A 26,191-nucleotide genomic window follows, 5' to 3' on the forward strand; every position below is an offset into this window, starting at 1 on the left:
GTTATCTGTATAAAGTGAAATGTCCTACAAACTCTCTGTCATCCTTCGCATCATTCAATTTAAGAACATACCAGTAATCTCCTGAAGGTAAATCTGCACCGTTGTATCTACCATCCCATTTTTGACCGTAGTGGTACTTAGCAATTACACGACCGTATCTGTCGAAGATTGAGAACTCAAGGTTGTTGTAAATATTAGTACAACCAGGACCCCATGTTGTGTTCGTAGCACCACCAGGAGTAAAGTAATTATCAAGACAAATGTCTGTGTAAATTCCAGGAAGAGTTATTGTCGCTGTACATCCGTTTCTATCTCTTACAATTACAATATAATCTGCAGTTTTGTATATTTTGTATTTGTTTGAAGATGTAAATGGCTCTCCGTTGAAACTGTACTCATATCCAGGCGCTCCACCAGCAGCAGTAACCGAAAGGATATTCATTTCTTCCTTACTAGGAGTTTTTATAAGTGTTAACGGATCGTATGCTTTGATATCGAAACTTGCCGTTGGTACTTTACATCCGTTAGTATGTCTTGCCACAATATAGTGTTTTCCAGGAGCAACATTTGTAAAGATGTTACTTGGTTGGAAAGGTCCTACATCACTATCAAGTGCATAATCTACCTGAGAAAGATCAGTATTACTCTTATCAACTGTAACGGTTACCATATTAGATTGTGAATTGTTTACACAATCGTAATTGATATCGAAAGTTGGGTTAAGGATTACTGGTTCCGGCATTCTTATTTCTACTTTACTTGTACATCCATTACTATCTTTAATGTAAACATTATGTGTACCACCTACTTGATTTAAATAGTCTTTAGTAAGGCCAGTTACTGGTAAGTATGGTCCTTTTTCATTATCAAGACTTTCAAAGTATGGAGCTGTTCCACCTTTTATTTGAATAAAGAATGCACCGTCTTTATCGTCTTTACAAATCTCAGGGATCATTGAATTAGGAATTTCAGAAGCTATTAAAACAGTTGGTTCTTTTATCTCAATGTCTTTATATATCACGTTACAACCTAATATATCCTGAACAATTACAGTATAGAATCCTGCCTCTAAAAATTGAAAATCTCCACTTTCAACAAACTGATCTAAGTATGGTGAAATAGCATATTTGATAACACCTGTACCACCAGAAGCAGTAATTTTGATTGCACCATTCTTTTCACCAAAACATTTAACAGGTACTACATCATAATTTGATGTAAGCGGATTAACCGGCTCTGTTACTGTTGTAGCAGTTGAATTCTGCGTACAATCACCACTTACTACATGTACTGTATATGGACCATCAGCTGCATTAAGAGCGGCAAAAATACCATCAGCTTGCGCTGGTCTTATTTCTACACCGGCACCATTCAATAATGAATATTGATAGTTACCTAAACCTCCTGTTGCTTTTGCAACGATCATTGCTGTAAATTCTCCTGTACAATTAACTGTTGCATTTCTTAAATCTAATTCTATTGCTAATGGCACAACTGGCTCAATTTTCACATCATTAGAGATAACGCTCACACAACCTAAATTATCTTTTACAAAATAACGGTGTGTTCCTACAGCTACAGAGAAAGTCGTTGAATTATTGAAAGGTACACTATATGTAGTTCCATCTTCACTATATGTATAAGGACCTGTACCACCTGTTGCAGTTAATGTAAGTGTAGCATCAGTAAGACAAGTGATATTGTCTTTTAATGATAATTCTGCTTCAACTTTTGCAGGATTTACAAGTGTAATTGTTGTAGGCATGATGGTTTCACAACTAAAACTATCACTTACGCTTACGGTATATGTTCCTGCGCTTAATCCTGTAAAGACATTAAGTTCTTGTGGTCCTAATACCTCAATCTCACCGTTTTCCATTGTATAAGATAAACTATAAACATAGTTAGCACCTTCACCTCCTTGTGGATTAGTAACTGTAATTACACCACTATTATCTCCGTAGCAAGTTAATACTGTACTTGTTGCAGCGGCATTGAATGTTATTGCATCTGGAATAACTAAGTGCACAACCTCTGAAACAATACAACCTTTACTATCTCTTGCATTAACAGTATAATCTCCAGGAGTTAATTTTTGGAAATAACCAAACTCTGAATAATCATAACTTACCGGACCAACCAATTCGTATTGATAAGTACCTTCCCATCCGCCTTCAGCAAATACATTAATCGTACCGTCATCGCTATTTGCAGATGCACAAGTAATACGTGTATGTGTTACTGTACTCTTTAATGGAGTTGATGGCTGACCAATATCAAAAGTTGTACGAACATCACATCCAGGGCTATTTTCTAATGTAGCTACAACTTCGTATCTACCGGCCAGTAATCCTGTTAATTGAAGTGGTCCCGCATTCGTTGTTTTTCCTGTAATAGGAAGAGGCATTGGACCTGTAATTGTATATCTAAACGCACCAGCTTCATCAGCAGGATAAGGGCGATTATCTACAAGAGTTAACTCAACATTTCCTGTTGATTCACCATAACAAATATCTGCTCTTATTGCATTAACCTGGAATCCAAACGTATTTGGATCAAGTACCTGATGATTTTGTGAAATAGTACAATGAGTTGCAGTATTTAAAACTGTTACTAAATAGTTACCAATTCCTACTGTGAACTTTCCGTCATTATTTACGACTGGCGCAATAGCCGTTCCATTAACATCTGTACCTGTTAATGTATATTGTAAAGGTGCAGTTAAAGTTCCTTTTGTAGCCACAATTGCCTGAATAGTTTCTGGCGTAACACATGTAATTGGCGTTACATCAAAAGTAATATCTAATAAAGTAGCAAAAGGCGCAACACTAATAGGTGCTGTAGAAGAACCTAAACAGCCATTACTATCATATACATTCACAACATAATTCCCAACTAAGTGATCGGTTTGAGTGTATGTTTTTGAATCGCCACTCTGAACTTCAACACCATCTCTCATAAACTGATATGTAACATACTTACCAGAACCACCTGTAACATTATCTACTGTAATAATAGCATTGTTATTAGTGTTGGTATTTGGTGTACATTCAAAATCAGTATTACTTGCTGTTACAATAATAGCATCAGGTTCTGGAACAAAAACATCTACTAATTGCAATTCACAACCTCTTCCTGATTTTACTGTTATAGTATAATTACCAGAACGCAAATTATTAAATTCCGGAGAAGTTTGATCTACTATAGGTGTAATACCCATACCTGAGATACTATATACGTATTGCGGATTGATATTGGCCGCTGAAAGACTTACAGAAATACCACCATCAGCAGTTCCTTTACATGAAGTTTTTCTTGGTGTTGCCACCGCATCTATAATATCTGCTGCTAATGTGATTTCTTCTTTAATTTCTTTATAACATCCTGTAACGATATCAGTTACCCTAAATACATAAATTCCTGCACCTAAACCAGCAAACTGATTACTTGGCTGTGGAGCACCACCATTCTTAGTATAAACATAACTGCTAGGAGTAGAAACTGTTCCTCCATCTGCGAATAAAGTAATTACACCATCAGAATTTTTACAGATTGGTAATTTAACTTCTGCATATAATGTTAATGGTTTTAAAACAGTAACAGATACAGGGGCTGTAACCGGACACTGGTTTTTATCCCAAACCCATACTTTATAATCTCCAGGAGCATTAACCTCAAGAATATTACTGTCTTGATAGATTACACCATCTAAACTATATTGTAGTTTCAATAATCCATCAGCTGTAACTTCAATTTCATACTTGTCAGTAGTAGGACATTGATTCAACACTTTTACATTTGTAATGGTTGGCAAAGGATCTAATGAAATGTTCACTTGCTTAGATTGTGGACAGCCGTTAGCATCTTTTACATACACTACCCAAGTATCAAAATCTGCTGGTCCTACTTTTAAAGTCTTAACTGATTTAGTTGCTACTTCTGAATAATCAGCATCTGTAACTGCCTGCGTTATAGGTAAAATTGCAAATTTATAATTACGTGTTCCTCCAACAATAGAATTTGGATCTACAGTAATAGTACCGTCTTCATTGCAATTTTGATTTTCAACTTTAATATCAATTCCTGTAATATCTAATAAATCTGGTTGTGTAATAGTAACCGGATTTGAATCAACATCACACGATGGATAATCTGTTTGAGTAACTTTTACAATATAATTTACTCCTGCAGCTAATCCTGTAATCGTAAATGGATTGTTTGTTGTTGCATTTATGCCTGTTCCGTTTGCTACGGAAACTCCGCCAAGAAGAACATCATAATTATAGTTCTTAGTATAGTTTTCGATGTTAATTGTAATTGCACCATCGCTTAATCCGTTACAAGTCACCTGTGAAGATGCTGTAGCAAATACTTTCATGGTATTATACAAAGGAACATCATGAACATTAGTAAGTATTGTACACAATGTGTTTACATCTGTAATTTTAAATTGATAGCTATGTCCTGCCGGCGCTAAATAATTAAATGTTGATCCGGTAGTTATTGCCGTTGCTGGTGTGCTATATGCTGCACCATCTATAGAAACCTGATATTCAAAAGCACCAGTTCCGCCAGCAATATCAACTTTAATAGTTTCAACTCCTAAATTTGGACAATCTGCAGCAATAAATAATTCAGCTTTAGCAGAATCCAATACCGGGAATGGGTTAATAATAATCTGTACATCATCAACACAACCGTTTTTATCCTTAACATAGTAAGTATATGTCTGAGGTGTTTTTGGAGCATCAACCGTAAACTCATTGCTAAGATACCAACCTGTTCCGTCGCTATAGGTATAATCACTAACTGCGCCTGTACCTGAACCCGTTCCACCATCACCTGTTACGGTAACAATAGTTCTTTTGATTGCATTAGCAGGTTGTGTACATTCAAATTTAGCTGCTACTGCTTTCGCTTCTACAGGAATTGGAGCTGTTATCTCAATATTAGATTTTGTTAGAGGACAATCTTTCTCTGATTCTACTGTTACTTCATACATACCCGCAATTAATCCCGTAAATAAACCTGAGCCAGTCTGCACTACAGGAGTTCCTGTTGTAGGCGCGGTTCTGGTTAATGTATAGGTATATGGAGTATTTTCTGTAACTCCAGTTAATGTTACTAATATCTGACCATTAGAAGCATCACCTTGAGCCGGTACTTCGATACAATTTGGTGAAGTCGGTACTGCATCAAAATTAATTGAACTTGGAGCAACCATTTCTACCGCAGGAATATCAAACGAACATCCTTCTGTATCTGTAACTGTAAATTTATAACTTCCTGAAGCTGTAACAATGTAATTTGTTGTACCAGGATTATCAAATGTAAACGGACCTGTTGTTGTCGTTAAATCTTTAGTAACAGTATAGCTATAAGCTGGATAACCTCCTGCGGCTTCTAATTTAATTATACCGTCAGTTGTACCTGTACAATAAAGCTCTTTCTCTTTTGTTGCCGAAGCAAGTAACTGACTGTTAATTTTAACTGACACTGGTGTAACTGCTTTACAACCAAATTGATCTCTTACAGTAACCTGATAATCACCAGGAGCTACATCTGTAAAAGTATTTCCTTGCCATGTTTTACCATTATCAATACTATACTGATAACTTGGTGTATATGCAGGAGTACCCAGAGTAGTTGCATTCACTACTATAGTTGCACCTTGACCAACACCCGAACCTGTATAACAATAAACAGATGAAATATCTATTGAAGCTACTGGCTCTATTGGAGTAAATAGTTCGAACGTGTCTGTTAATATACAACCTTTTGCATCTTGTACTGAGAAATTGTAAACACCTACTTTTTTAAGTCCTCCGAAATCACCATCAGTCTGAACAGGTAAAACTGTACCATCTGGTTCTGTCAATGTAAACAAATAACTTCCCCATCCTTTATCAGCTGTAATAACAACTTTTCCATCTGTTGTACAACCTAGTGGTGTTACTGTTTTATCAATAACTAAAAGCTCAGCTGGGCTTTCAATTTCGAAATCAAGGAACATCGAACAATTTGTTGCATTATCGAACACAGTAATTTTATGATTACCAGGAGTTAGATTTGTTAAATCAATCTTACCATCTGCAGGCCCTGCGACAGCAAGATTAGTATCAAGTTGATAAGTATAAGTAGCTGTACCAAAACCAGTAACTAAGAAACTAGCTTTTCCATTATCTGCACCAAAACAAGTAATATCTGTTAAAGATTGTTCTTCAATATTAATTTTAATAACCTCTTTAATTTCTTTAGATAACTGTTTAGTACATCCTGTATCTACGTCAGTAACTAAAAACACATAATTACCAGGGGTTAAACCATTAAACACTCCCGTTGCACTAGTAGTTACAATTGGAGATGGTGCTATAGTTGCATAAGTATATGCTGCTCCCGTTCTTCCAATTACATTTGTGATAGTTGCTGTAATAAATAAAGTAGTACATGTAATTGGTCCTGATAGATTAATATCAAAATTAGATGGTTTAACCAATTTAGGAATCAAAACTGTACCCGTTGCATCAATACAACCATTAGCATCTCTAACTGCATAAGGAATATTTCTATCTGCATCTGCTTCATTAACAGTATAAATAGTTTTGTCATCGAAATCACTTCCATCAAAACTATATTCATATACTCCTGTGCCACCTGTAGCTGATAATTCTACTTTTGCAGGTTGAGCTGCATTTCCTGCGCCACATGTAAATTGTGTGACTTTTGCCGGATCTAATTTTACTTCTGTTGGTGCTCCTAAAACTACGCTACCAGTAACCTCACATTCTAAGGCATCTTTTACGACAAATGGATAGGTTGTACTAGTAAGAGCTGTAACGCTATAAGTATTTTCATCAGAGAATCCTAAATTATTAAAATTAAATTTATAAGGTCCTTGGCCTCCAATTGCTGATAATATAATTGTACCAGCACCACCATAACATTTCGCTATAATTGCTTCAGAATCCGGAACAATTGGTACTAATGCTTTAATAACTATTGGGTTTGTTACAATTGGGCAATTATTTGCATCTGTAACTCTAATAATATAAGTATCTGCATCTGCTGCCACTATAGGGTAACTAAAGTTTCTGTCTAATGCTCCTAAGGAAACTGGTGCAGAATATGCTGCTGCTCCTTTTTTAACCTCATATTTAAATGGAGCTGTACCATCTGTAATTGTTACATCAATACTTGCATTTGGAGTTGCAACAGAACAGTCTAGTTGTTTTGTTACAACTTTAAGTTTTGGAGTTGGTATAATATCAATAGATTGCAATACTTCACAACTATTTTTATCCTTCACATAAATATCATAGTGACCTGGACTTAGATTTTGAATTAAATATGGAAAACTGTCTACTAATGTATAACTAGTATTATTGTTTATACTGATATAAAAAGGAGCAATAGCCGTAGCTGAATTTGTCAAATCTACTTTTATTTCGAATGCCCCCGCAACTGCACATAAATTTGGTACCGAAAGATCAATTGTAGGACTTGGATCTAATGGCAATAAAAATACCGGTGTTCCTTTAATACATCCAAAAGCATCTTTTACCCATGCATAATAATTAGCAGAATCTCTATTAAAGATTGGTGATGTAGTCCAAGCAGGATCTGTAGCAGCTGGAGTTCCCGGAGTAGTTGTAACCATATAATTATAAGGTCCCGTTCCGTCACTTCCAATTACTTTAATAATACCAGCAGCTGGATTACAATTATCATTTTGTACAATAACATAATCTGCCGACAATAATACTGCCGATTCTCTAATTGAGAATTTAGCTGTAGATAAACTACATCCTGCATTTGTTGCTCCAGCACCTTCTTTTACTAAAACAAAATAATCACCATAAGGCATTGCTCCGAAACCAGTGATAGCAAGTGTTCCGTTTGCAGGAACCGTTCCTGAACCTGTAATTCCTGTTGGAGCTAATGATAATGCATCATAGACTTCGTAGGTAATTGGAGTTGGAGAGGAATAAATACTTGTTACATTAAAAGTAACTTTTCCATCACCATTACCTTTACAAGTAACATTTTGCGAAGTAGGAGCACTAACACTAAGTGTTGTATTTGATGGAATTGGTATTTCTGCCGTTTCATAATAGTAACATCCTGAATGACTATCATATACAATAAACGTATATCTTACTCCTGGTATTAAACCTGTTATTGTCGCTTGCTTAGCTGGAGATTCACCAACCCATACTCCAACAGTTGGATACTTTGGTTTAACACCTGTATAATAACTGAAGTAAAATGGCCCATTACCAATAGGAATTGAAGTATTGACACCAACAGCCACCACAGCAGAACCTAAAGCAGAACAATCAGCCGGAGGTGGTGCATTTACTGTAATGTCTAAATCATCTGGTGGAGAAGTAATGGTAACTTCTTCCGTGTAAACACATCCTTTAGCATCTGTAATCCTAATTTCATAAAGACCAAAATCAACAATTTCAAAAACTGCTGATGTACCCGGTACATTTTTAAATTCTTTATAATAGTTTGTTCCCGTTACAAAATAGTTATACGGAGATGTTCCGCCTGTAACCTTATCAATAGTTATTGATCCTAATGATACACCATTACTAGTATTACATGTAATACCAACAATTGTTTTCTCAAGAGCTATTTTAGAAGGCTGTATTAATGTAATATCTTTTGAAACACTTATACAACCTTTACTATCTTTAACTTGAAAACTATAAATTGTACCCGGAGCTACTGTAGCTGCCAAATCAGTAAATACAGGCGAATCTTGCCATGTACCACCATTAATACGGTACTGATAACCAGGAACACCACCACTTGCAGTTACTGTAATTGTTCCTTCAGAAACATTGAAACAATTTGGATCTGTTTTTATTGCACTAGCAGTAGGAGTTTCCGGATCTGTAACTTTAATTGGCCCTATTTCTGTACTACAACCACCAGATGTAACTTTAAAGTAATAATTACCTGATGCTGTCGTGTTAAATACATTACTTCCTACTGGAGCATATGTTCCCGTAGTTTCTAATTTATAGTCATAAGTGTATGAATTATTTCCACCTCCTGCTGTAAGTGTTACCTGAGCAGCAGCTGGAGCACTACACGTTATATCTTTGTCTAAAACATGTTTTAATGTTAATATCGAATTTATCGTGATATTTGTTTTTGCTTCACAACCATGGTCATCCATTATACTTAATGTGTACGTACCTGGACCCGTAATTGTTTTTGTATCATTTGTATCATAAGATCCGTCCAATCCGTAAAGCGGGGTTCCATTATATACAGTACCAACAATTTTTACTGTAAAATTAGTTCCTGAGTAACACATCGGAGCCGTTATTGGGTCTATCGTTGGCTTAGCATCTCTAGGGATAGTTATAGTACTTTGTATAGGACAACCTTTACCATCTGTAACATAAACATCATAATTTATACCGTCAACATCAGTATCTTTTTCAAAAAGTCCTGTAGTGTTATAATCACCCGCAACTGGAGTAACACCTTGTTTTACTACAGCATAATTTAATGTACCTGTTCCACCTGTAGCAGTCACAGTAATATTTGTTTTTGGCTTAGAACAAAATACTTTTGTTCCATCTGCTTTAACAATAGTAATAGCATCCGGATCGCCCAGTATTACCTCATCTGTAGCTGTACAACCTGTTGCTGTATTTGTTACTGTAAATGTATAAGTTAAACCACCTTTTAATCCTGTATAAGTAACAACACCTGCTATATCATTTCCAACAATGTTAGTTGGTGATGCACTACTTACTAAACCAAAAGTATATCCTCCTGTGGTATTTCCTGAAATTGTAAATTTAACCACCCCATCGCTTAATCCATTACAAGTTACATTGGTTACAATACCACCAACTGCGTTAATAGGATCAACAGGTTTAACATAATACTCATCAACAACTGTACAACCGTTGTTATCTGTTATTTTAAAATGATAATTTCCAGGATATAATCCTAAAAATATATGATCCTGAGTTGCAATTCCTGTCACTACAGGATTTGCAGGAGCAATAGCTGCATCTGTACTTGTTATCTCGAATTTAAATGGTGCTACACCATTTGTTACAGTAACTTTTAAATCTGTCGTTTTTTCTGCTGACTTACAGCTAATAATAGGATCTTGTGAAAAAGACAAAGCTGTAGGCGATTTTAAACCTTTAATTTCAACATCTATAGGAGTTGATAAAGAACAGTTATTCGCATCAAATACTTGTACGGTTACAGTACCTGAGTCAGTTGTAGTATAAACATTTGATACTACCGGAGGCATAACTCCATTATAGCTGTATCTGTATGGATTAATACCTGGAAATGGTGTTCCGCCTGTTACAGTAACTGTAATTTTAGCTGGTTTTGCATTATTTGAGGCATCGCACAATAATTCAGTAGTAACCTTAGCATCTACCGTTAAACCAATAGATGGTTCGTTAATATCAACTGTTTTAGCATCTGATTTACATTTTTTAGCATCTATAACATAAATGCTATATTTTCCTGCCTTTAAATTCTTAAATATATTAGTTGTTTGTGTTACTTCTACGGTAGCCGGAACAGTATTTAAAACATATGTGTAAGTTCCTAGAGCAGGTGTAGCATTAACTGTTATCGTTCCTGTATTATCTCCTTTACATTTTACATCTACTTTGTCTGTTGTAAAATCTGGTTTTACTGTCGCATCTACTTTTTGAGAAACTATTACAGTACAACCTTTGCTATCTGTAATCTCAAAATAATATGTTCCCTCTAAAACTGAATGACTAAATTTAGTTTGACCAGCAGAAACATTAATATATGCCTCTGACGAAAAAACACCTGTAGTATTTACTCTATATTTATAATCTGGATATCCGTTAAAAATTGAAACTTCAATTTTTGCTTCAGGACTAGTAGGATCACACGTTAAATCTGCTTCTATTCTTGGAGTTGCTGACAAAGGCTGAGCAATTGTTTGTTTTGCTAAAACATCTGTACAACCAGTCACAATATCTCTAACTGTAATGGTATAATCACCAGGTATTAACCCCTTAAAAGTTCCTGAAGGCTGATAACTACCGCTGTTAAGTTTGTATTCGTAATTAGGGTTTGGATTTGGTGCCGAAGTTGGTTCTGCAATTAAAGTTGCACCTAAACCTCCTGCACAATAAATAGTATTTACACTAATTTGAGCTGATGGTTTAACGAAATCATTAATTAAAAAAGTTTGACCTGCAACTGTACAACCTCTCAAATCGCTTACAGAAACGCTGTAAGTACCAGGCGCCAGATTAATAAATTTGTTATTATTAACCTGAACTTTTGCTGCACCTGCCGGTAATGGTAATGTACGGGTTACCGTGTATGTATATGTACCCCAACCATCTACAGCATTTATAGTAGCTGTACCCTGATCTTTACAAGTAACATGAGTAAGATCCGGAGCATTTAAAGCCAGAGCAGCTGTTGGTCCCTGAACTTTTACAATTTCTGTAACCGGGCAATTTGTTGTAGAGTTTGTTACTACAATTTTATGATCACCTGCTGCTAAACCTGTAATTACAATATCAAATGGGCTACCTGTTGATGTTTTAGTTTCTAAAGGTAGTGCGTCAACTTGATAAGTATAACCAGTACCAGCATCAATTCCGGTAATTGTAAATGTTGCTGTACCATCTGTACTTCCTGTAAAACAAGATACAGGAGTAGACTTACTACCTACTGTAAAGCTTTTAGGTAATGGTATAAAGTGTTTGTCCTGAACTTTACAATTATTTGCATCTCTTACTTCAAAAGTATACTCTACATCAGCAGCAAGATTCGTAAATGTATTATTTGTACTAAATGTTCCTGCAGTTGGTGAAACCATTCTGTACTCTAAACCAGTAGTTAAAATAGTACCTGCAGCATTTTTTACATCTGTAATAGTTATTGTTGAACGATTTGTTGGGCATGTAACCAGAGAATGATCAATTTTCATTGAAGCCGGTTTGTTCAAGGCAGTAATCGTACCTACTGTTATAGTTTTTGAACAAGAATTAGCATCTGAAATAACAACTTTGTATTCGCCTGCAATACTTAAATTACTAAAAGTTAAACCATCTTGTGGTCCTGCAACCGCTACATTATCTAATAATAATGTGTATTTATATTGAGGTGTTCCTCCCTTAACTTCTGAAACGGTAATTGTAGCCGCATGATCACAAGTATATGCTGTGCTTATCTCTGCTTTTCCTGAAATATCTTCAGGCTGATAAATTTTGAATGAATATGATTTAGTACACTCATTGGCATCTTTAACAATAAAAGTGTAGTCAATTCCTGCAACAGAACCTTCTAAACCGTCGTAATGTGTTTTATTACTGAAACCTCCTGTTCCATTAAATTCAAAAGTATAAGGAGCTACTCCTGTTAATCCTTTTAAATCAACATAACCATTTTTAGTTCCAAAACAAGTTGCATTATTAGGCTTAGCTTCTGCAGTAACTTGTATTTTATCACTAATTTTTTGTAATATTTTTATCGGGCATTTATTAAAATCAACAATCTCAAAAGTATAAGTATCTGAAATTGTAGTAGTAAACTCAAATGTTGATGTTGTAGTCGTTCCTTCATCCATTTTAGTTCCTAAACTATTTTTAACGATATAATTAAACGGAGCTGCACCCCCTTCAATAGTAACTAAAATAGTAGCCGCAGCAGCTGCACCAGCTTTACAGCTTAATGCTGCTTTGATAGATGGTTTTGCAGCAAATACCGGACTAATAGTCTGACTTACCGCATCGGCAGAACAACCATTTGCATCTACAATAATAAAATCATAAATTCCTTCTTTAGAAACCGGATATGTAAAAGTTGGACCATCAAAAAGATCACTCAATTCACTGTAATTACCTCCGTTGAATCTTACTTTGTATTGAAATTTTCCTTTACCACCTATAATTTTAACGACAATTGACGCTCCTGTAGTAGCATTAAAACATAAATTTGAACTTGCATCAATTTCTGCTTTTATTGCAACAGGGCCATTTACTTTTAAATTTGTAATCTGACTTGCAGGACAATTTTTACCATCTACTCCTGAAACTGTATAATTACCCGGAAGAACATCTCTTACTTTATACTCCCCGTCTACCGGATCAACAACAAAAGGTTGTTTTGTTCCATCTGCCGTATTGGTTAATGTAATCGCATAAGTTGGTCCTGTACCTCCTTCTATTTTAGCTGTAACGATAGCTTTTGTGCTACAAGTTGCATCAGTTGCGCTAACATTTAATTTAAATAAATCAGGTGATTTAATTATGGTTGGAATTGTATAGCTACAATCTGTTGCTGTTTTATTATATCTAATTCTGATGTCATAAGTTTTAGCAACGATATCAGGAAAAGTAGCATTTGGAAATTTAACTTCAGCAACTTTTGATGTATACCATTTAACTCCGCCATCTATAGAATATTCATATCCATTTGTAGTATCAAAGTTTTCTGCTTTTATTGTAAAAGCTCCATCTTTGCTTCCAAAACATGAAACAGGAGTTATTCCTTCAACTGTTCCTATAAACTTAGGTGGTGCATTGATAGTAAAATCCCATTTAAATTGTGCTCCACAAACTCTTGGAACCTGATACACTTTAATATCGTCTATTGCAACGTCATTTCCATTATCATCTCTTACATTAGAACGAACAATAAATCGTAACGAAGTATGTGCTCCAGGGTCAAGAGTGATTGCTGTTTTTGGAAACTTTTGCCAGTCAAGATCATTATTTGATCTGGTAATAGGTCCTGTCGCAAACCATGATATTTCGGTACCGCTATCATCTACTAAGGCAATTCTTAAATTAGCATCAGCTTTACCTTTTCCAATCATCATTAAATTCATCGCATAAAACTCGAAATTAATTGGCTGATTTGGAATCACATCATTAATTTGTTTTTCATACAATATCGTCGTTACCGGTATTTTATCTCCAATATTAACTGCCAGGAATCTACCTTTAGGATCCTTACCTTTACTGGTGTTATCTTTTGGATACATCCAATTCCAGCCAGAAGTTGCTGTTTGATTTATATAACTCGTTACAGAATAATCACCATCGTTTATCGCCGGACTACCATTACACCAGGTTGCGCTTTGACTATTATCTTGTATTTGTCTTTCAAAACAATAATAAAAAGTATTGATACCAGGTGAAGTAGTATTCTCACCACTTCCAAAAGTTTCTGTTAACAAATTACTAGAGGTCGTAGCTGACTTCACATTATAATCAACTGTAATAAAGTGCTGACCTTGTGGAATATTTAAGAACACGTTAGGCTGCGCCGTATTAGGATTAGGATAACCATCGATGTAATATTGAAAAGTATATCTTGGATCTCCAGCACCGCCATTGATAATAACGGATTGATTAGCTGTACCATCACAATTAAAAACCAAAGGACCACGTTCAATTTTTGGAGCAGTTGGCTTAGCATCCATATAAATATTCCCCATCTCATAAGTACACAGTGATTTATCTCTGATAACCACTGTATATGGACCTCCTTCAGGCAAATATCCTTCATTTGTTTTTTGCCAACCATCTGTACTATTAAACCAATATTCATAAGGAGCAGTTCCTCCCTGAGGGTTTGTAATTCTTACAATTCCTTTTACTCCATCAGGGGCACAACCAGCTAATGCGGCAACTCCTGCAGAAGCAGTTAAGGCTGTTGTTGTACCGATATTAACTACAGTAAATGCATCAGTACAAGAAATACCATTTACTCCATATCTAATAGCAACATTATATTCACCAGCGACTAAATTTTTATAACTACTTGTACTTGTCTGCCAGCTTTTTCCAAAATCTTTACTATATTCAATGGTATTATAACCATTTTTATTGACTATCGTAATATTAATATTTCCTGTTGGGTTACAACTTCCACTTGTTGTTGTTGTAATTGTGTATTCAGGTTTTTTGGAATTAGCAATGACGAATGTTTTATCAGCCGTACAACCGTTCAGGTCTGTAACTCGCATTATATAAGTTCCGCCTTTACTCACAATAACTTTACCGTTAGGTACAAGAACAAAACCGGCATTATCTATATTAACATAATAATTATAGGGAGAGGTTCCTTCAGCCGCACCACCAGTAATAATTCCAGTACTACAATCATTCATTGTCGTAGTAATAGACGAATTATTTAGCAGTTTAGTCTTTGATTTAATAGTAATTTTTTGTGTATCTGTTGCACAAGTACCTTCTATAGTAGTTACAATTACATAGTTTCCATCTGCTAAACCTGTAAATTCGTGCTCCGCAATAGATTTAGGTCCGCCAGTGGCAATTGCATTTTTTAAATCAGTGTCCTTAAAAATTTGATATACAAATTGATTGTTTAGTGTATTAGGTCTCACAATCACACTACCTTTTTCGCCATTACATGCCGGCTGAGTTTCAACTACTGTAGAAGCAAAATTAATTTCACTAACCACAATACCTTTAACATTAAAAATACAACTTCCTGTTATTCCTCTCAATCGAATAAAAACATTATATTTATCTGCTTTTGTTACCTGAAAAGTATTACTATCCTGCCAGGTATTTGCATCAGGATTTGTAGTAAAACTGTATTCATATGCAGCACCAAAACCACCTGCAATAATTTGACCTGGAATTACACAACCTGTACCGTCTTTTACGATATCACTTTTTATAATTCCTGTAGGATCTACTTCATTTGTATAAACATTAAAGTAAAAAATAAACTCTGTTTTATCAGCATATCTAATTTTTACTCTAAACTCACCTGCAGCACTGGCATTATAGTCAGGTCCACTGGCAACATCTGCCCACGTACAATTATCTGCATCATTAGCACAATTACCATTTAAGTTAGGCGCACAACCTCCTGTACGACGCTCCCATTGAATTGAAATTGCATCTGTAATACCAGTTTTGATAAGTCTGGAATCATTTTTTCCGCATAAAAATAACTTTGGTAATTTTTTACCATCATTAGGACATTCAGAAACAACACCTGCGTACTCTCCCTGAGCATATTTAATAACAGGATTTTCAATAGCCGGAACTGCTACTTTTGCCTTATTTGGATCCGTGTTAGTATCTAAACTAAAAGGATTTTCAAACTGATTATTTGCTTTTAAGAATATATTCTCATTCAAGTTTTTGGGAAACTTGGAGTTATAAGCGATTCCATTTTGCGAGTAGGATGCAAAATTGAATAACATGGCTAAAACAAAAATCAGCGTTCTTAAAATAGTAGGTTTTCTCATAATCATTTTTTTGTTTACTTACATTTTATCCTCTAAGGGGCATTAGTGAATAAAACAATTAGTATTCTATAACATTTATTATTATGCCCTCCTTAGCATAGGTTAAGGAGGACCGACATTACTCTTATTCTGTATTAATTCTCGACTTTTACGATAGCCATTTTTCCGTTATATGGTTTTGTTCCTTTTGCTTCTAATGCTTTAGTTGCTTCAGATAAACCTTCGAATTTCTCGTAATAGATATAATACTTACTTGTTGTTACGTTGTAAAAGAAATTAACATCTGAACGTCCTGCCGCGACTGCTTTAGTCAGGAACTGATCACGTTTTTCTACACTGTTGTGAACGGCAATAATTAAATAATAACCACTATCAGAATTTTTAATATTCTTGATAATTTGCATATTCGACTGGTCTTCACCAAAATCAAAATCACTTGCGGTTAATGGCGTACTGCTTATTTTAGTTGTTTCTTTTATACGTTTTAGAGCGGCAACGTCCTGTGCATATCTTCCCTGATCGTTCTCGTAAGCTGCACGTTTGATTCTACGTTTTTTCTCAATTTCAGTTTCAGCTTTAATACGTTCTAAATTCGAAAGTAAAACAGCACTGTCTGATTCCATTTTTAATTGTGCTGCTTTCAACTGATTGATCTTATCCAGATACGCCTTGTTTAAAGCATCATTTTTATTCGGGAATTTTTTAAGTCTTTCGTTATATAAATTAGTCAACTTAGCGATTTCATCTTTTTGAATTCTATTCGCATCCGCAAGTTGGGCTTTTAAAGCTTCTAACTGACTATTTTCAGCCGCTACACTTTTAAAAGGCTTTGGCTCTTTATAAATTCCTTTTTCACTTAAATCATTCTCTTCTTTTAAGTCATTAAGATCTCTTTGTTTATTAGCCACAGTAGTATTAAACTGAGACAATAAGTCTTTTTGATTTTTAACCGAATTCTCAATAGATTGTGTTAAATCATCTATTGCTTTTGCTGTATCGTCTTTTGGAGCTGAAGCTGCTTTTGCAAGTGCATCTGCTGCTAATTTAGCCTGCAATGCTTCTGCATCTGCTTTCGCTTTGGCATCGGCCAATAATTTTGCTTCACGTGCCTCTTCTGCTAATCGTAATTGTCTTGTTTCTTCTTCAGCCTGTAATTTTTCAGTAGCTTCTGCATCCGCTTTTGCTTTTTGATCTGCCAGTAACTTCGCTTGTGCAGCCTGCATATCAGCTTTCGCTTTTGCATCAGCAGCTAATTTTGCTTGTAATGCTTCTGCATCTGCTTTGGCTTTTGCATCAGCAGCTAGTTTTGCTTGTAATGCTTCTGCATCCGCTTTTGCTTTAGCATCTGCAGCTAATTTTGCTTGTAATGCTTGGGCATCGGCTTTCGCTTTTGCATCTGCAGCTAATTTTGCTTGTAATGCTTGGGCATCGGCTTTCGCTTTTGCATCTGCAGCTAGTTTTGCTTGTAACGCTTCTGCATCCGCTTTCGCTTTGGCATCAGCAGCTAGTTTTGCCTGTAATGCTTCTGCATCCGCTTTTGCTTTAGCATCAGCAGCTAATTTTGCCTGAAGTGCTTGAGCATCTGCTTTCGCTTTTGCATCTGCAGCTAGTTTTGCCTGTAATGCTTCTGCATCGGCTTTGGCTTTTGCGTCAGCAGCAAGTTTAGCCTGCAATGCTTCTGCATCAGCTTTTGCTTTAGCGTCAGCAGCTAGTTTTGCCTGAAGTGCTTCTGCATCGGCTTTTGCTTTTGCATCAGCAGCTAGTTTTGCTTGTAGTGCTTGAGCATCAGCTTTTGCTTTAGCGTCAGCAGCAAGTTTTGCCTGTAATGCTTCTGCATCAGCGGCTAATTTTGCCAGACGTGCTTCTTCTGCTTCTTGTAATTTTTTCGCTTCTGCATCAGCTTTCGCTTTAGCAGTTGCTTCTGCATCAGCTTTAACTCTTGCATCGGCAATTAATTTTGCCTGTAATGCTTCCATATCAGCTTTTGCTTTGGCGTCAGCAGCAAGTTTTGCCTGTAATGCTTCTGCATCCGCTTTTGCTTTAGCATCAGCAGCTAATTTTGCCTGTAGTGCTTCTGCATCCGCTTTTGCTTTAGCATCAGCAGCTAGTTTTGCTTGTAGTGCTTCTGCATCAGCCTTAGCTTTAGCATCAGCAGCTAGTTTTGCTTGTAGTGCTTCTGCATCAGCCTTAGCTTTAGCATCAGCAGCTAGTTTTGCTTGTAGTGCTTCTGCATCAGCCTTAGCTTTAGCATCTGCAACTAGTTTTGCTTGTAATGCTTCTGCATCCGCTTTCGCTTTAGCATCTGCTTCTATTTTTGCTTTTGCAGCAGCTTCAGCATCAGCCTTAGCTTTTGCGTCAGCAGCTATTCTTGCTGCTCTTGCTTCAGCATCTGCTTTCGCTTTGGCATCGGCAGCTAATTTTTCTTTTAATGCAGCATCTTCAGCAGCTTTTGCTTTAGCATCTGCAGCTAACTTAGCTTTGTTCGCGGCATCAATGCTTACTTTTGTTTTTGCGGCAGCAGCGGCAGCAGCTTTGGCTTCAGCGGCTAATCTTGCCTGATAAGCATCTGAATCTGCTTTTGCTTTAGCATCTGCAGCTAAGATTGATTGTAAATCTGCCGCTTCAGCTTTTGCTTTAGCATCGGCTTTACGTTTTGCTTCGGCAGCATCTGCTTTCGCTTTAGCATCTGCAGCTAATTTTATTTTTAGGGCTTCGGCATCGGCCTTAGCTTTATTATCGGCTTCTAGTTTTGCTTTGGCAGCAGCTTCAGCATCGGCTTTAGCTTTTGCATCTGCAGCTAGTTTAACTTTTAGCGCTTCTGCATCTGCTTTCGCTTTATCAGCAGCTAATTCAGCTTGTGTTTTTTGTGGTGTTGCAGTTGTTGCAGCTTTTGCTTTTGCAGCTGCTGCGGCATCGGCTTTGGCTTTATCTGCAGCTAACTTAGTTCTCAATGCTTCGGCGTCTGCTTTGGCCTTATCAGCCGCCAATTGTGCCTGAGTTTTTTGAGTTGCTGTAGCAGTAGGTTTATTTGCAATTGCTTGCGCTCTCGCAGCGGCAGCAGCATCTACTCTCGCTTTATTATCTGCAGCTAATTTTATTCTGCGCGCTTCAGCATCAGCTCTAGCTTTGTCTGCAGTCAGTTGTGCTTGTGTTTTTTGTTCTGTTGCTACTGCTCTGTTTGTTGTTGCAGTTTGTGCTCTTGTTGCATCGGCTTTGGCTTTTGCATCAGCAGCTAATTTTATTTTTAATGCTTCGGCATCAGCCTTAGCTTTATTATCAGCTTCTAATTTTGCTTTTGCAGCGGCTTCGGCATCAGCTTTCACTTTTTCTGCAGCAGCCAGTCTTATTTTAAGTGCTTCAGCATCGGCTTTAGCCTTAGCTTCTGCAGCTAATCTTGCTGTTTCGGCCCCACTTACTCTAGTTACCGGTGCAGCTTTTGGTTTAGCCATTACTGCTTTTGGTTTCGAAGGATCTATTAAAGAACCCTCTTCATCATCACCATAGTAATAATTTCTGTTTTTGAATTTATAAGCAATAGCAAATTCATGAGAACCTCCCAGATTTGTAAAATTCCCCATTCCTCTTTCGTAGTTGTACTCAATGGCAATACTCGGAGAAATATTAATTCCTAAACCTGCTGAAATTCCGTATAAAGTATTATAACCTGCCTGTGCCCAAACTCCTTGTGGAATGGCAATCATAGCAAGTCCTGAAATAATAGTTTTATCTTGTTTTATTTCTGTTTTTACAATTCCTGAGAATTTACTACGATCAAAAAAACCATAGCTATCCAGATATCCTGTATACATAGCATGCAATTCAATTGCTCTTTCCGGATCATCTTTTACAATACCTGATCCAAAATTATAAAGAATTAAATTGTTTACAGAAACTCCAAAATCAAGAAATGCGGTTCCGTAATTAATACCAGGATTAACAGTAAGTAATGTATTTGAAGGATAATCTAAATTTAAAAGATTTGGATCATCAGATATGATTTTCCCTTTGTTTAAACCACTTTGATATACGCCAACGTTCATACCAAAAGTTAAGTTACTGTCTTGCTCTAAAACAATATTGTGTGCAAAGTTTCCTATTCCGCCAAAAACAGTCATTAGACCATAATTTTGTTGAAATAAGCCAAAAGCAAAAGCTTCATTTTCTCTAAAACGTCCTGAATAATTGGCTAAATAAGTATTTGGCGCATCTTCAAACTGCACCCATTGTCTTTTATTATAAAAACTTGCGTATGCATTTGTTTCGCGAACAAAACTAAATGTTGGGTTGATTAAATATCTATTAAACTTTAAAGAATTTCTGATAGGTAATGAAAACGAAACAACTCCATTCTCAGGTTTGTCCTGGGAATAGAGTGTATTTGAAAAACCGTAAAATAAAGTGATGAATAGTAAAATTTTCTTCATATTATCTTATCACAGTTATTGATCCTTTTTTCTCACCTGCGTCGCCTTTAATGACATAGTAATATACTGGATTTACATTTTTAAAATCGATTGAAGTCTGAGGCCAATCTCCCTGATAATTGGTAACATCAAGAACCATATCGCCATTTGAACTTATAATCATAACCTTGGTATTCGCATTCTTGTATTCATCAGGTATATTCCAATAAGGGCTTAAACCACTTAAACTTATTATGTTTGGAATCACTGATGAAGGTCCTGCTTTTCCTTTGGCTTTAAAAATAAATTCTTTAGAAGAGATACATCCTGAAGATTGCGATATACGCACTTTGTAAATACCAATAGCCGCTACCAGATAACTACTAGATGTAGCTCCCGAAATAAGATTGTTGTTTAGATACCACTCATAAGTTGGGCTTGTAGCATCTGTTGTAACCGTAACGTTTAAAGTTTCTCCTTCTTCAAGTTGAAACTCATCAGCAACATCAATACTGGAATTAAAACCGTTACTTTTCAGGTCGATTGATCCTGTAGCATTACATCCTCCAAAGTCAACTTCTACCGTATAGATACCGGATTCAGTTGCTTTTACGGTACGGGTATTACCTCCAAATGGAGCGCCATCTTTTTTCCAGGTATATTTATTACCACTACTTGCAGTTAAAACGGTTCCATCTGCACTTGCACAAAACGGATTACCTAAACTAGAAGTAATAACTACAGCAGATCCGGATGATGAACTTGCAACGTTTACACGATTAGAACTCGTATTTGGATCGGTACATGCACCATACTCAATAACAGCATAATACTCTCCGGCTGAATTTACAACTAACGTTTTATCACTTTGTCCTGCAATAAGAGCACCGTCCTTAAACCATCTGTATTTAAGATTTGGGTAAGTAGCAGGAGAAGATCCTATTACGCCTGGAGTATCATTATCAACTGAAAGAGTTAAATTACCACCTGAACAAATAGTAGCATTACCAGATTTTCCATTAACGGAAAATGATCCCTCATATGACTTATAGTAGGCAGGGAAATCTGTAGCACTTGTGATTGCATTTTTATATCGCACACTTGTAACTCCGGTAGAACTTTTTATTCTTATACCATAAGTTTCTGACCCTACCAAAGTAACTGGCAGCGAAAATTTTATGGTTTGTTTTGTTGGAGAAACATCTATAGGAGCTCCCTTTATAATAGTAGCAATAGGGTTATTTGCATTGTCTAAAAGTTCTACTGCAAATGTTGTTCCCGGAGGAAAATCAACATAACTAAATGTAGCGTTAAATTCATTGAAAGCAGGACCAGCACAAAGTTTCTCTAAACCATCAAATGGCTGAGGAACTATAGTTTGGGCATACATATTCGATTTAGCTAAGAATAAAAAGCCAAATAAAATGAGAATTTTAGTAAAACTTAAAGTAATTTTTCGAATCATATAGTGCGTTTTCGGGCCAGATCTATATTCTCAAAAAACAAGATGTCTATAAATGTTTCAGAAAAATCATATCGGTAGTTCTCAATAATATCTTTTGCAAGAAGTGAATAAGAAGCTGCTAATGATGAATTATCTTCACATTTTAAAGTAGTCTGATCGTTCGAATCAACTGCAATAGGAAGGCTATCCTTGGGGATGGATAGCCCTGCTATAAACTGATTAGAATTCTCTAATTTGCTGATAATTTTAGTATCAGCCGTATCTTTATTTTGGTTATTTGACGTAGTCATATGGCAAACAGTAGCAATAGAAGTTGTAGGCTTTTCTATTGAACTTTGTGCATATAGACTTAACGTAATAGGTGAAACCAAAAATATTATATTTAAAAAATATTTTTTTCTAGATTGAGCCATTATGTTTTGATCTTTATTTGGTCCTGTTTAAGACGAATACATAAATTGTGTCTGGGGACTTTATTAATAAAATTTACGCTTTGAAATAAAAATCTAAGTCTATTATCTATTGCCGCTTGAAGCTGTAATTTTTCCTAATTGTAATCTAAAATCTGGTTTTTTAGCGTTAGAAATATCAATGAAAGTTTCTTTGTTATCACTTTGAGAGTAAACGTTAAAGAACACACTATTTCCGTACCAGCTCTCTAAATCTTCGTTGTTAGAATTGTACTCTGTAAAGATATTTCCGTTACATAGGTTGAAGTACATTTCCTCAAATTTGATTTTTTTAAGGTTGGCGTCATTGATTTCTGTTTTGCTGTCTAATAATACTGCCGGATTAAATCCTGAGATCACACTTCTTTTCATTTCAAGAGAAGCATTTTCAGCTACATAAACAGCCTCTTTTACTAAACCTGCCTGAATATCAGCTTTGATATTGTCGCTGTCATTAAGCATTGTAATATTAGTTGCAACAACTAAAGTTTGTTTTTTAGTAAAATCTGTTTCGCTTTTCTTTTCGTAAGATTTTACTTCCATACAACGAGATCCGTCTTTAGTACTTGAGAAGTAAGAAGATCTAACTGCCAATGAGTTATAGAAACGACATTGTACACCTTGAGAAAATTTAAAATCGTCGTTGATTGATTTATAAGAAACAAATTTTGTAGCATTTATATCTCCGCCAAGGATACCAAAAGAATCTCCTCCAGCGTAGCTTACCATAATGTTTTCTAGTATAGTTTTACTACCAACACCAGCTAAAGTTAAACCGTTGAAAGTATCAACACCTTTTACTTTTTTTCCTGCAAATTCGATTCTCACGAATCTTAAAATTCCAGAGTTTGAAGCTGCATTATCTCCACCGTAAGTAGTAAGAGTTGGATCAAGATCTAAGTTATAAGAACCTACGTTTCCAAATTTATTAATTGGAGCATCACCAAGAATTACAACTCCACCCCAGTCTCCAGCTTTTTTCTGGCTGCGGTTTGAAGTAAATACGATTGGATCTGTTTCTAAACCATCTGCAACAAGTTGAGCACCTTTTGTAACTACCAATGTTCCTTTTGTTTCGAAATCACCAATAATCAAAGTTCCCGGTTCGATCGTTAAAACAGCGTTATTTGTTACATAAACATTGCCTTGCAAAACATAAATATTCCTCTTCAGCAATTTTGTATTAACAGAAATGTTTCCTGCTAAGATTTGATTTGCTTCTCCATACTCTACTTTGTGAGGCTTAAATTCGGTCCAGTTGTTCAACCAATTGTTGTAGCCCATAATTCCTTTTTCTTGTTGAGCACTCATACTAGTAACTGTCAAAAGAACGCAGATCATTTGAGTAATTTTTTTCATGATAAGGGGGTATTACGGTTAATAATAAATTTGGGTATGCGTATGCTTAAATGATAAAAACTCATCCCGAGTTTTCTGATAGTAGTCAGAACCCACGAGAACGAGTTGTTTTTTTTATTTCTTTTTTTCATGGCGTAAAAAATTTAACTCATCTACGCAAACACTTCAAAAAAGGTTTTAAAAAATATTATATAATATTACATTTCGTTCAATTCGTTGAACTCATGTAAAGATTTCAATGTGCTTTCGTAAAATAAAATTGCTGCAATAAGATTTCCTTTATCAGAATACGGCATCATTTTTCTTTGAAATTCTACTGTAGTATCTAAGAAAGTAGTTGTACCAACAGCCTGAGCATCTAAAACTTTTTTGTGTTCGTTATCGTCCGGAATACCTAAGTCTGCCATCGTAACACCTGGTTTTGTAACCAAAGCAATGTAAGGGAGAGTTTTTACTAAAACTTTAATACGCTCAATGTACAGTTCCAAAAGTTCTCCTTTTTGCATACCGCTCAATTCTTTTTGATCATGGTATTTGCGAATAAGAGCTGTTGTACTAATGATACTTCTTGGAGCATTTTTAGCCTGTGCTGAAATAGCACCAGTTGTCATTAAAAAAAGTGTACTAAATAAAATAATTTTCCCTTTCATAGATTCTTATTATAATGGGTTGTTGATGCAAACAAAAATATGTAAATTAACTTAAATTGCAACTTTATTGATTTCTTTTTTCAAAAAAAAACCTTAAAAAAACCTTAAAAATCAGTCTTATGTCGGGAAAATGTGCGTTTTAACGGGCTTTTTGTTAAATTTGTTAAAATTCAAACCGTAAGATATTACACATAAAAAAAATAAAATCATTTAAAATTATAACCAAAAAAACCTTACGTTTATCATTTTTTAGAAAAAACTATTAACAAAAAACTGCTGATATCTACTCGATTTATCCTCGTTATTAACAAAAGTTGGTTAACAAACTTCAAAAAATTCGAGAAAAAAGCTTTATAACAACATAAATAAAATACCCGATAGAAAGTTTTGAACGAAAATTTTTGACTACATCATTTTCTTCTATCTTTGCTTCATGCAATTTTCTCAAATTTTAGGTCAAGATTACATTAAAAGTCACTTGATAAAAAGTGCAGCTTCCGGACGAATTCCGCACGCACAATTATTCATTGGGCCAGAAGGAAGTGGCACACTATCAACGGCCATCGCTTATGCGCAATATATTTTGTGCAGCAATACAGGAAACGAAAATTCTAATGGAAATGATTCCTGCAATTTGAAGTTTCAAAACATTTCGCACCCCGATCTGCATTTTATTTATCCAACGGTTACTACCGAGGATGTTAAAACAAAACCAAAAAGCTTAGATTTTATTCAGGACTGGCGCACTTTTATTCAGGAAATCCCTTACGGCGGATTATTTGACTGGTATAAAATTCTGGGCGTTCAGAACAAACAGGGAGAAATACGTGTCGAAGATGCAACAGAAGTTTTAAAATCACTTTCGTTAAAATCTTACGAAGGCGGTTATAAAATCATGATCATCTGGATGGCCGATAAAATGAATATCGCAGCCTCAAATAAGCTTTTAAAATTATTAGAAGAGCCTTCAGATAAAACCATTTTTATTCTGATTTCTGAAAATGAAGAAGACATTATTCAAACCATACGTTCTCGTTGTCAGGTCATTCACTTTAACGGACTTCCGGAAAAAGTAATCGCCGAGGCTTTGGTTGCTCAGGAAAATATAGATTCTAATTTAGCTAAAAAAATTGCACATCAGGCTCAGGGAAATTTTAACAAAGCCTTACATCTTTTAAAAGAAGACGATTCAGAATATCCTTTTGAACAATGGTTTGTTAACTGGGTTCGTGCCGCATTTAGAGCCAAAGGAAATGCTGCCGCCATTCAGGATTTAATATCCTGGAGTGAAGAAATTGCAGCTCTTGGACGTGAAAGCCAGAAAAAATTCATTCAGTTTTGTATTGAAATGTTTCGTCAGGCACTTTTGCTTAATTATGAAGCTCCAACTTTGGTTTACATTGAACCTAAAGTCGAAAAATTCAAACTCGAAAATTTTGCACCATTTGTAAACGGAAACAACATTCACGAAATCTTCAAAGAACTTTCAGATGCGATGTATCACATTGAAAGAAACGGAAATGCAAAAATAATTCTGACCGATTTGTCTATAAAACTGACTCGTTTAATTCATAAAAAATAGT

7 protein-coding genes are annotated in these 26,191 nt (G+C 35.6%); 1 reads left to right on the forward strand and 6 read right to left on the reverse strand.

Features of this window, described 5'->3' with window-relative positions:
- Position 1: 1 nt before the first annotated feature.
- From L0669_RS05005 to L0669_RS05030, 6 genes are all read right to left on the reverse strand, one after another.
- Complete coding sequence (locus L0669_RS05005; RefSeq protein ID WP_263761790.1) at positions 2-16,282, reverse strand: T9SS type B sorting domain-containing protein; 16,281 nt, start codon at positions 16,280-16,282, stop codon at positions 2-4.
- Between the two features lie 134 nt (positions 16,283-16,416).
- Complete coding sequence (locus tag L0669_RS05010; protein WP_263761791.1) at positions 16,417-20,706, reverse strand: PorP/SprF family type IX secretion system membrane protein; 4,290 nt, start codon at positions 20,704-20,706, stop codon at positions 16,417-16,419.
- 1 nt (position 20,707) lies between these two features.
- The gene (gene sprC / locus L0669_RS05015) at positions 20,708-22,150 is read right to left on the reverse strand and encodes a gliding motility protein SprC (protein WP_263761792.1); all 1,443 of its coding nucleotides are present in this window, start codon (positions 22,148-22,150) and stop codon (positions 20,708-20,710) included.
- Positions 22,147-22,563 (reverse strand): hypothetical protein, encoded by a 417-nt coding sequence (locus L0669_RS05020; protein WP_263761793.1) that lies wholly within the window; start codon positions 22,561-22,563, stop codon positions 22,147-22,149. Before L0669_RS05020 ends, sprC begins: the two co-directional genes overlap by 4 nt.
- A gap of 102 nt (positions 22,564-22,665) precedes the next feature.
- Positions 22,666-23,958 (reverse strand): hypothetical protein, encoded by a 1,293-nt coding sequence (locus tag L0669_RS05025; protein ID WP_173968970.1) that lies wholly within the window; start codon positions 23,956-23,958, stop codon positions 22,666-22,668.
- 197 nt (positions 23,959-24,155) lie between these two features.
- The gene (locus L0669_RS05030; protein ID WP_173968972.1) at positions 24,156-24,608 is read right to left on the reverse strand and encodes a hypothetical protein; all 453 of its coding nucleotides are present in this window, start codon (positions 24,606-24,608) and stop codon (positions 24,156-24,158) included.
- Positions 24,609-25,041: 433 nt separating this feature from the next.
- On the opposite strand from L0669_RS05030, the gene L0669_RS05035 reads away from it, so the two are divergent.
- On the forward strand, positions 25,042-26,190 hold the full coding sequence (locus L0669_RS05035) for a DNA polymerase III subunit (RefSeq protein WP_263761794.1): 1,149 nt from the start codon (positions 25,042-25,044) through the stop codon (positions 26,188-26,190).
- The last annotated feature ends 1 nt before the right edge of the window (position 26,191 follow it).

Origin of the sequence: Flavobacterium bizetiae (genome assembly GCF_024271895.1) — a bacterium.
In the GTDB taxonomy this organism is placed as follows: Bacteria; Bacteroidota; Bacteroidia; order Flavobacteriales; family Flavobacteriaceae; genus Flavobacterium; species Flavobacterium bizetiae.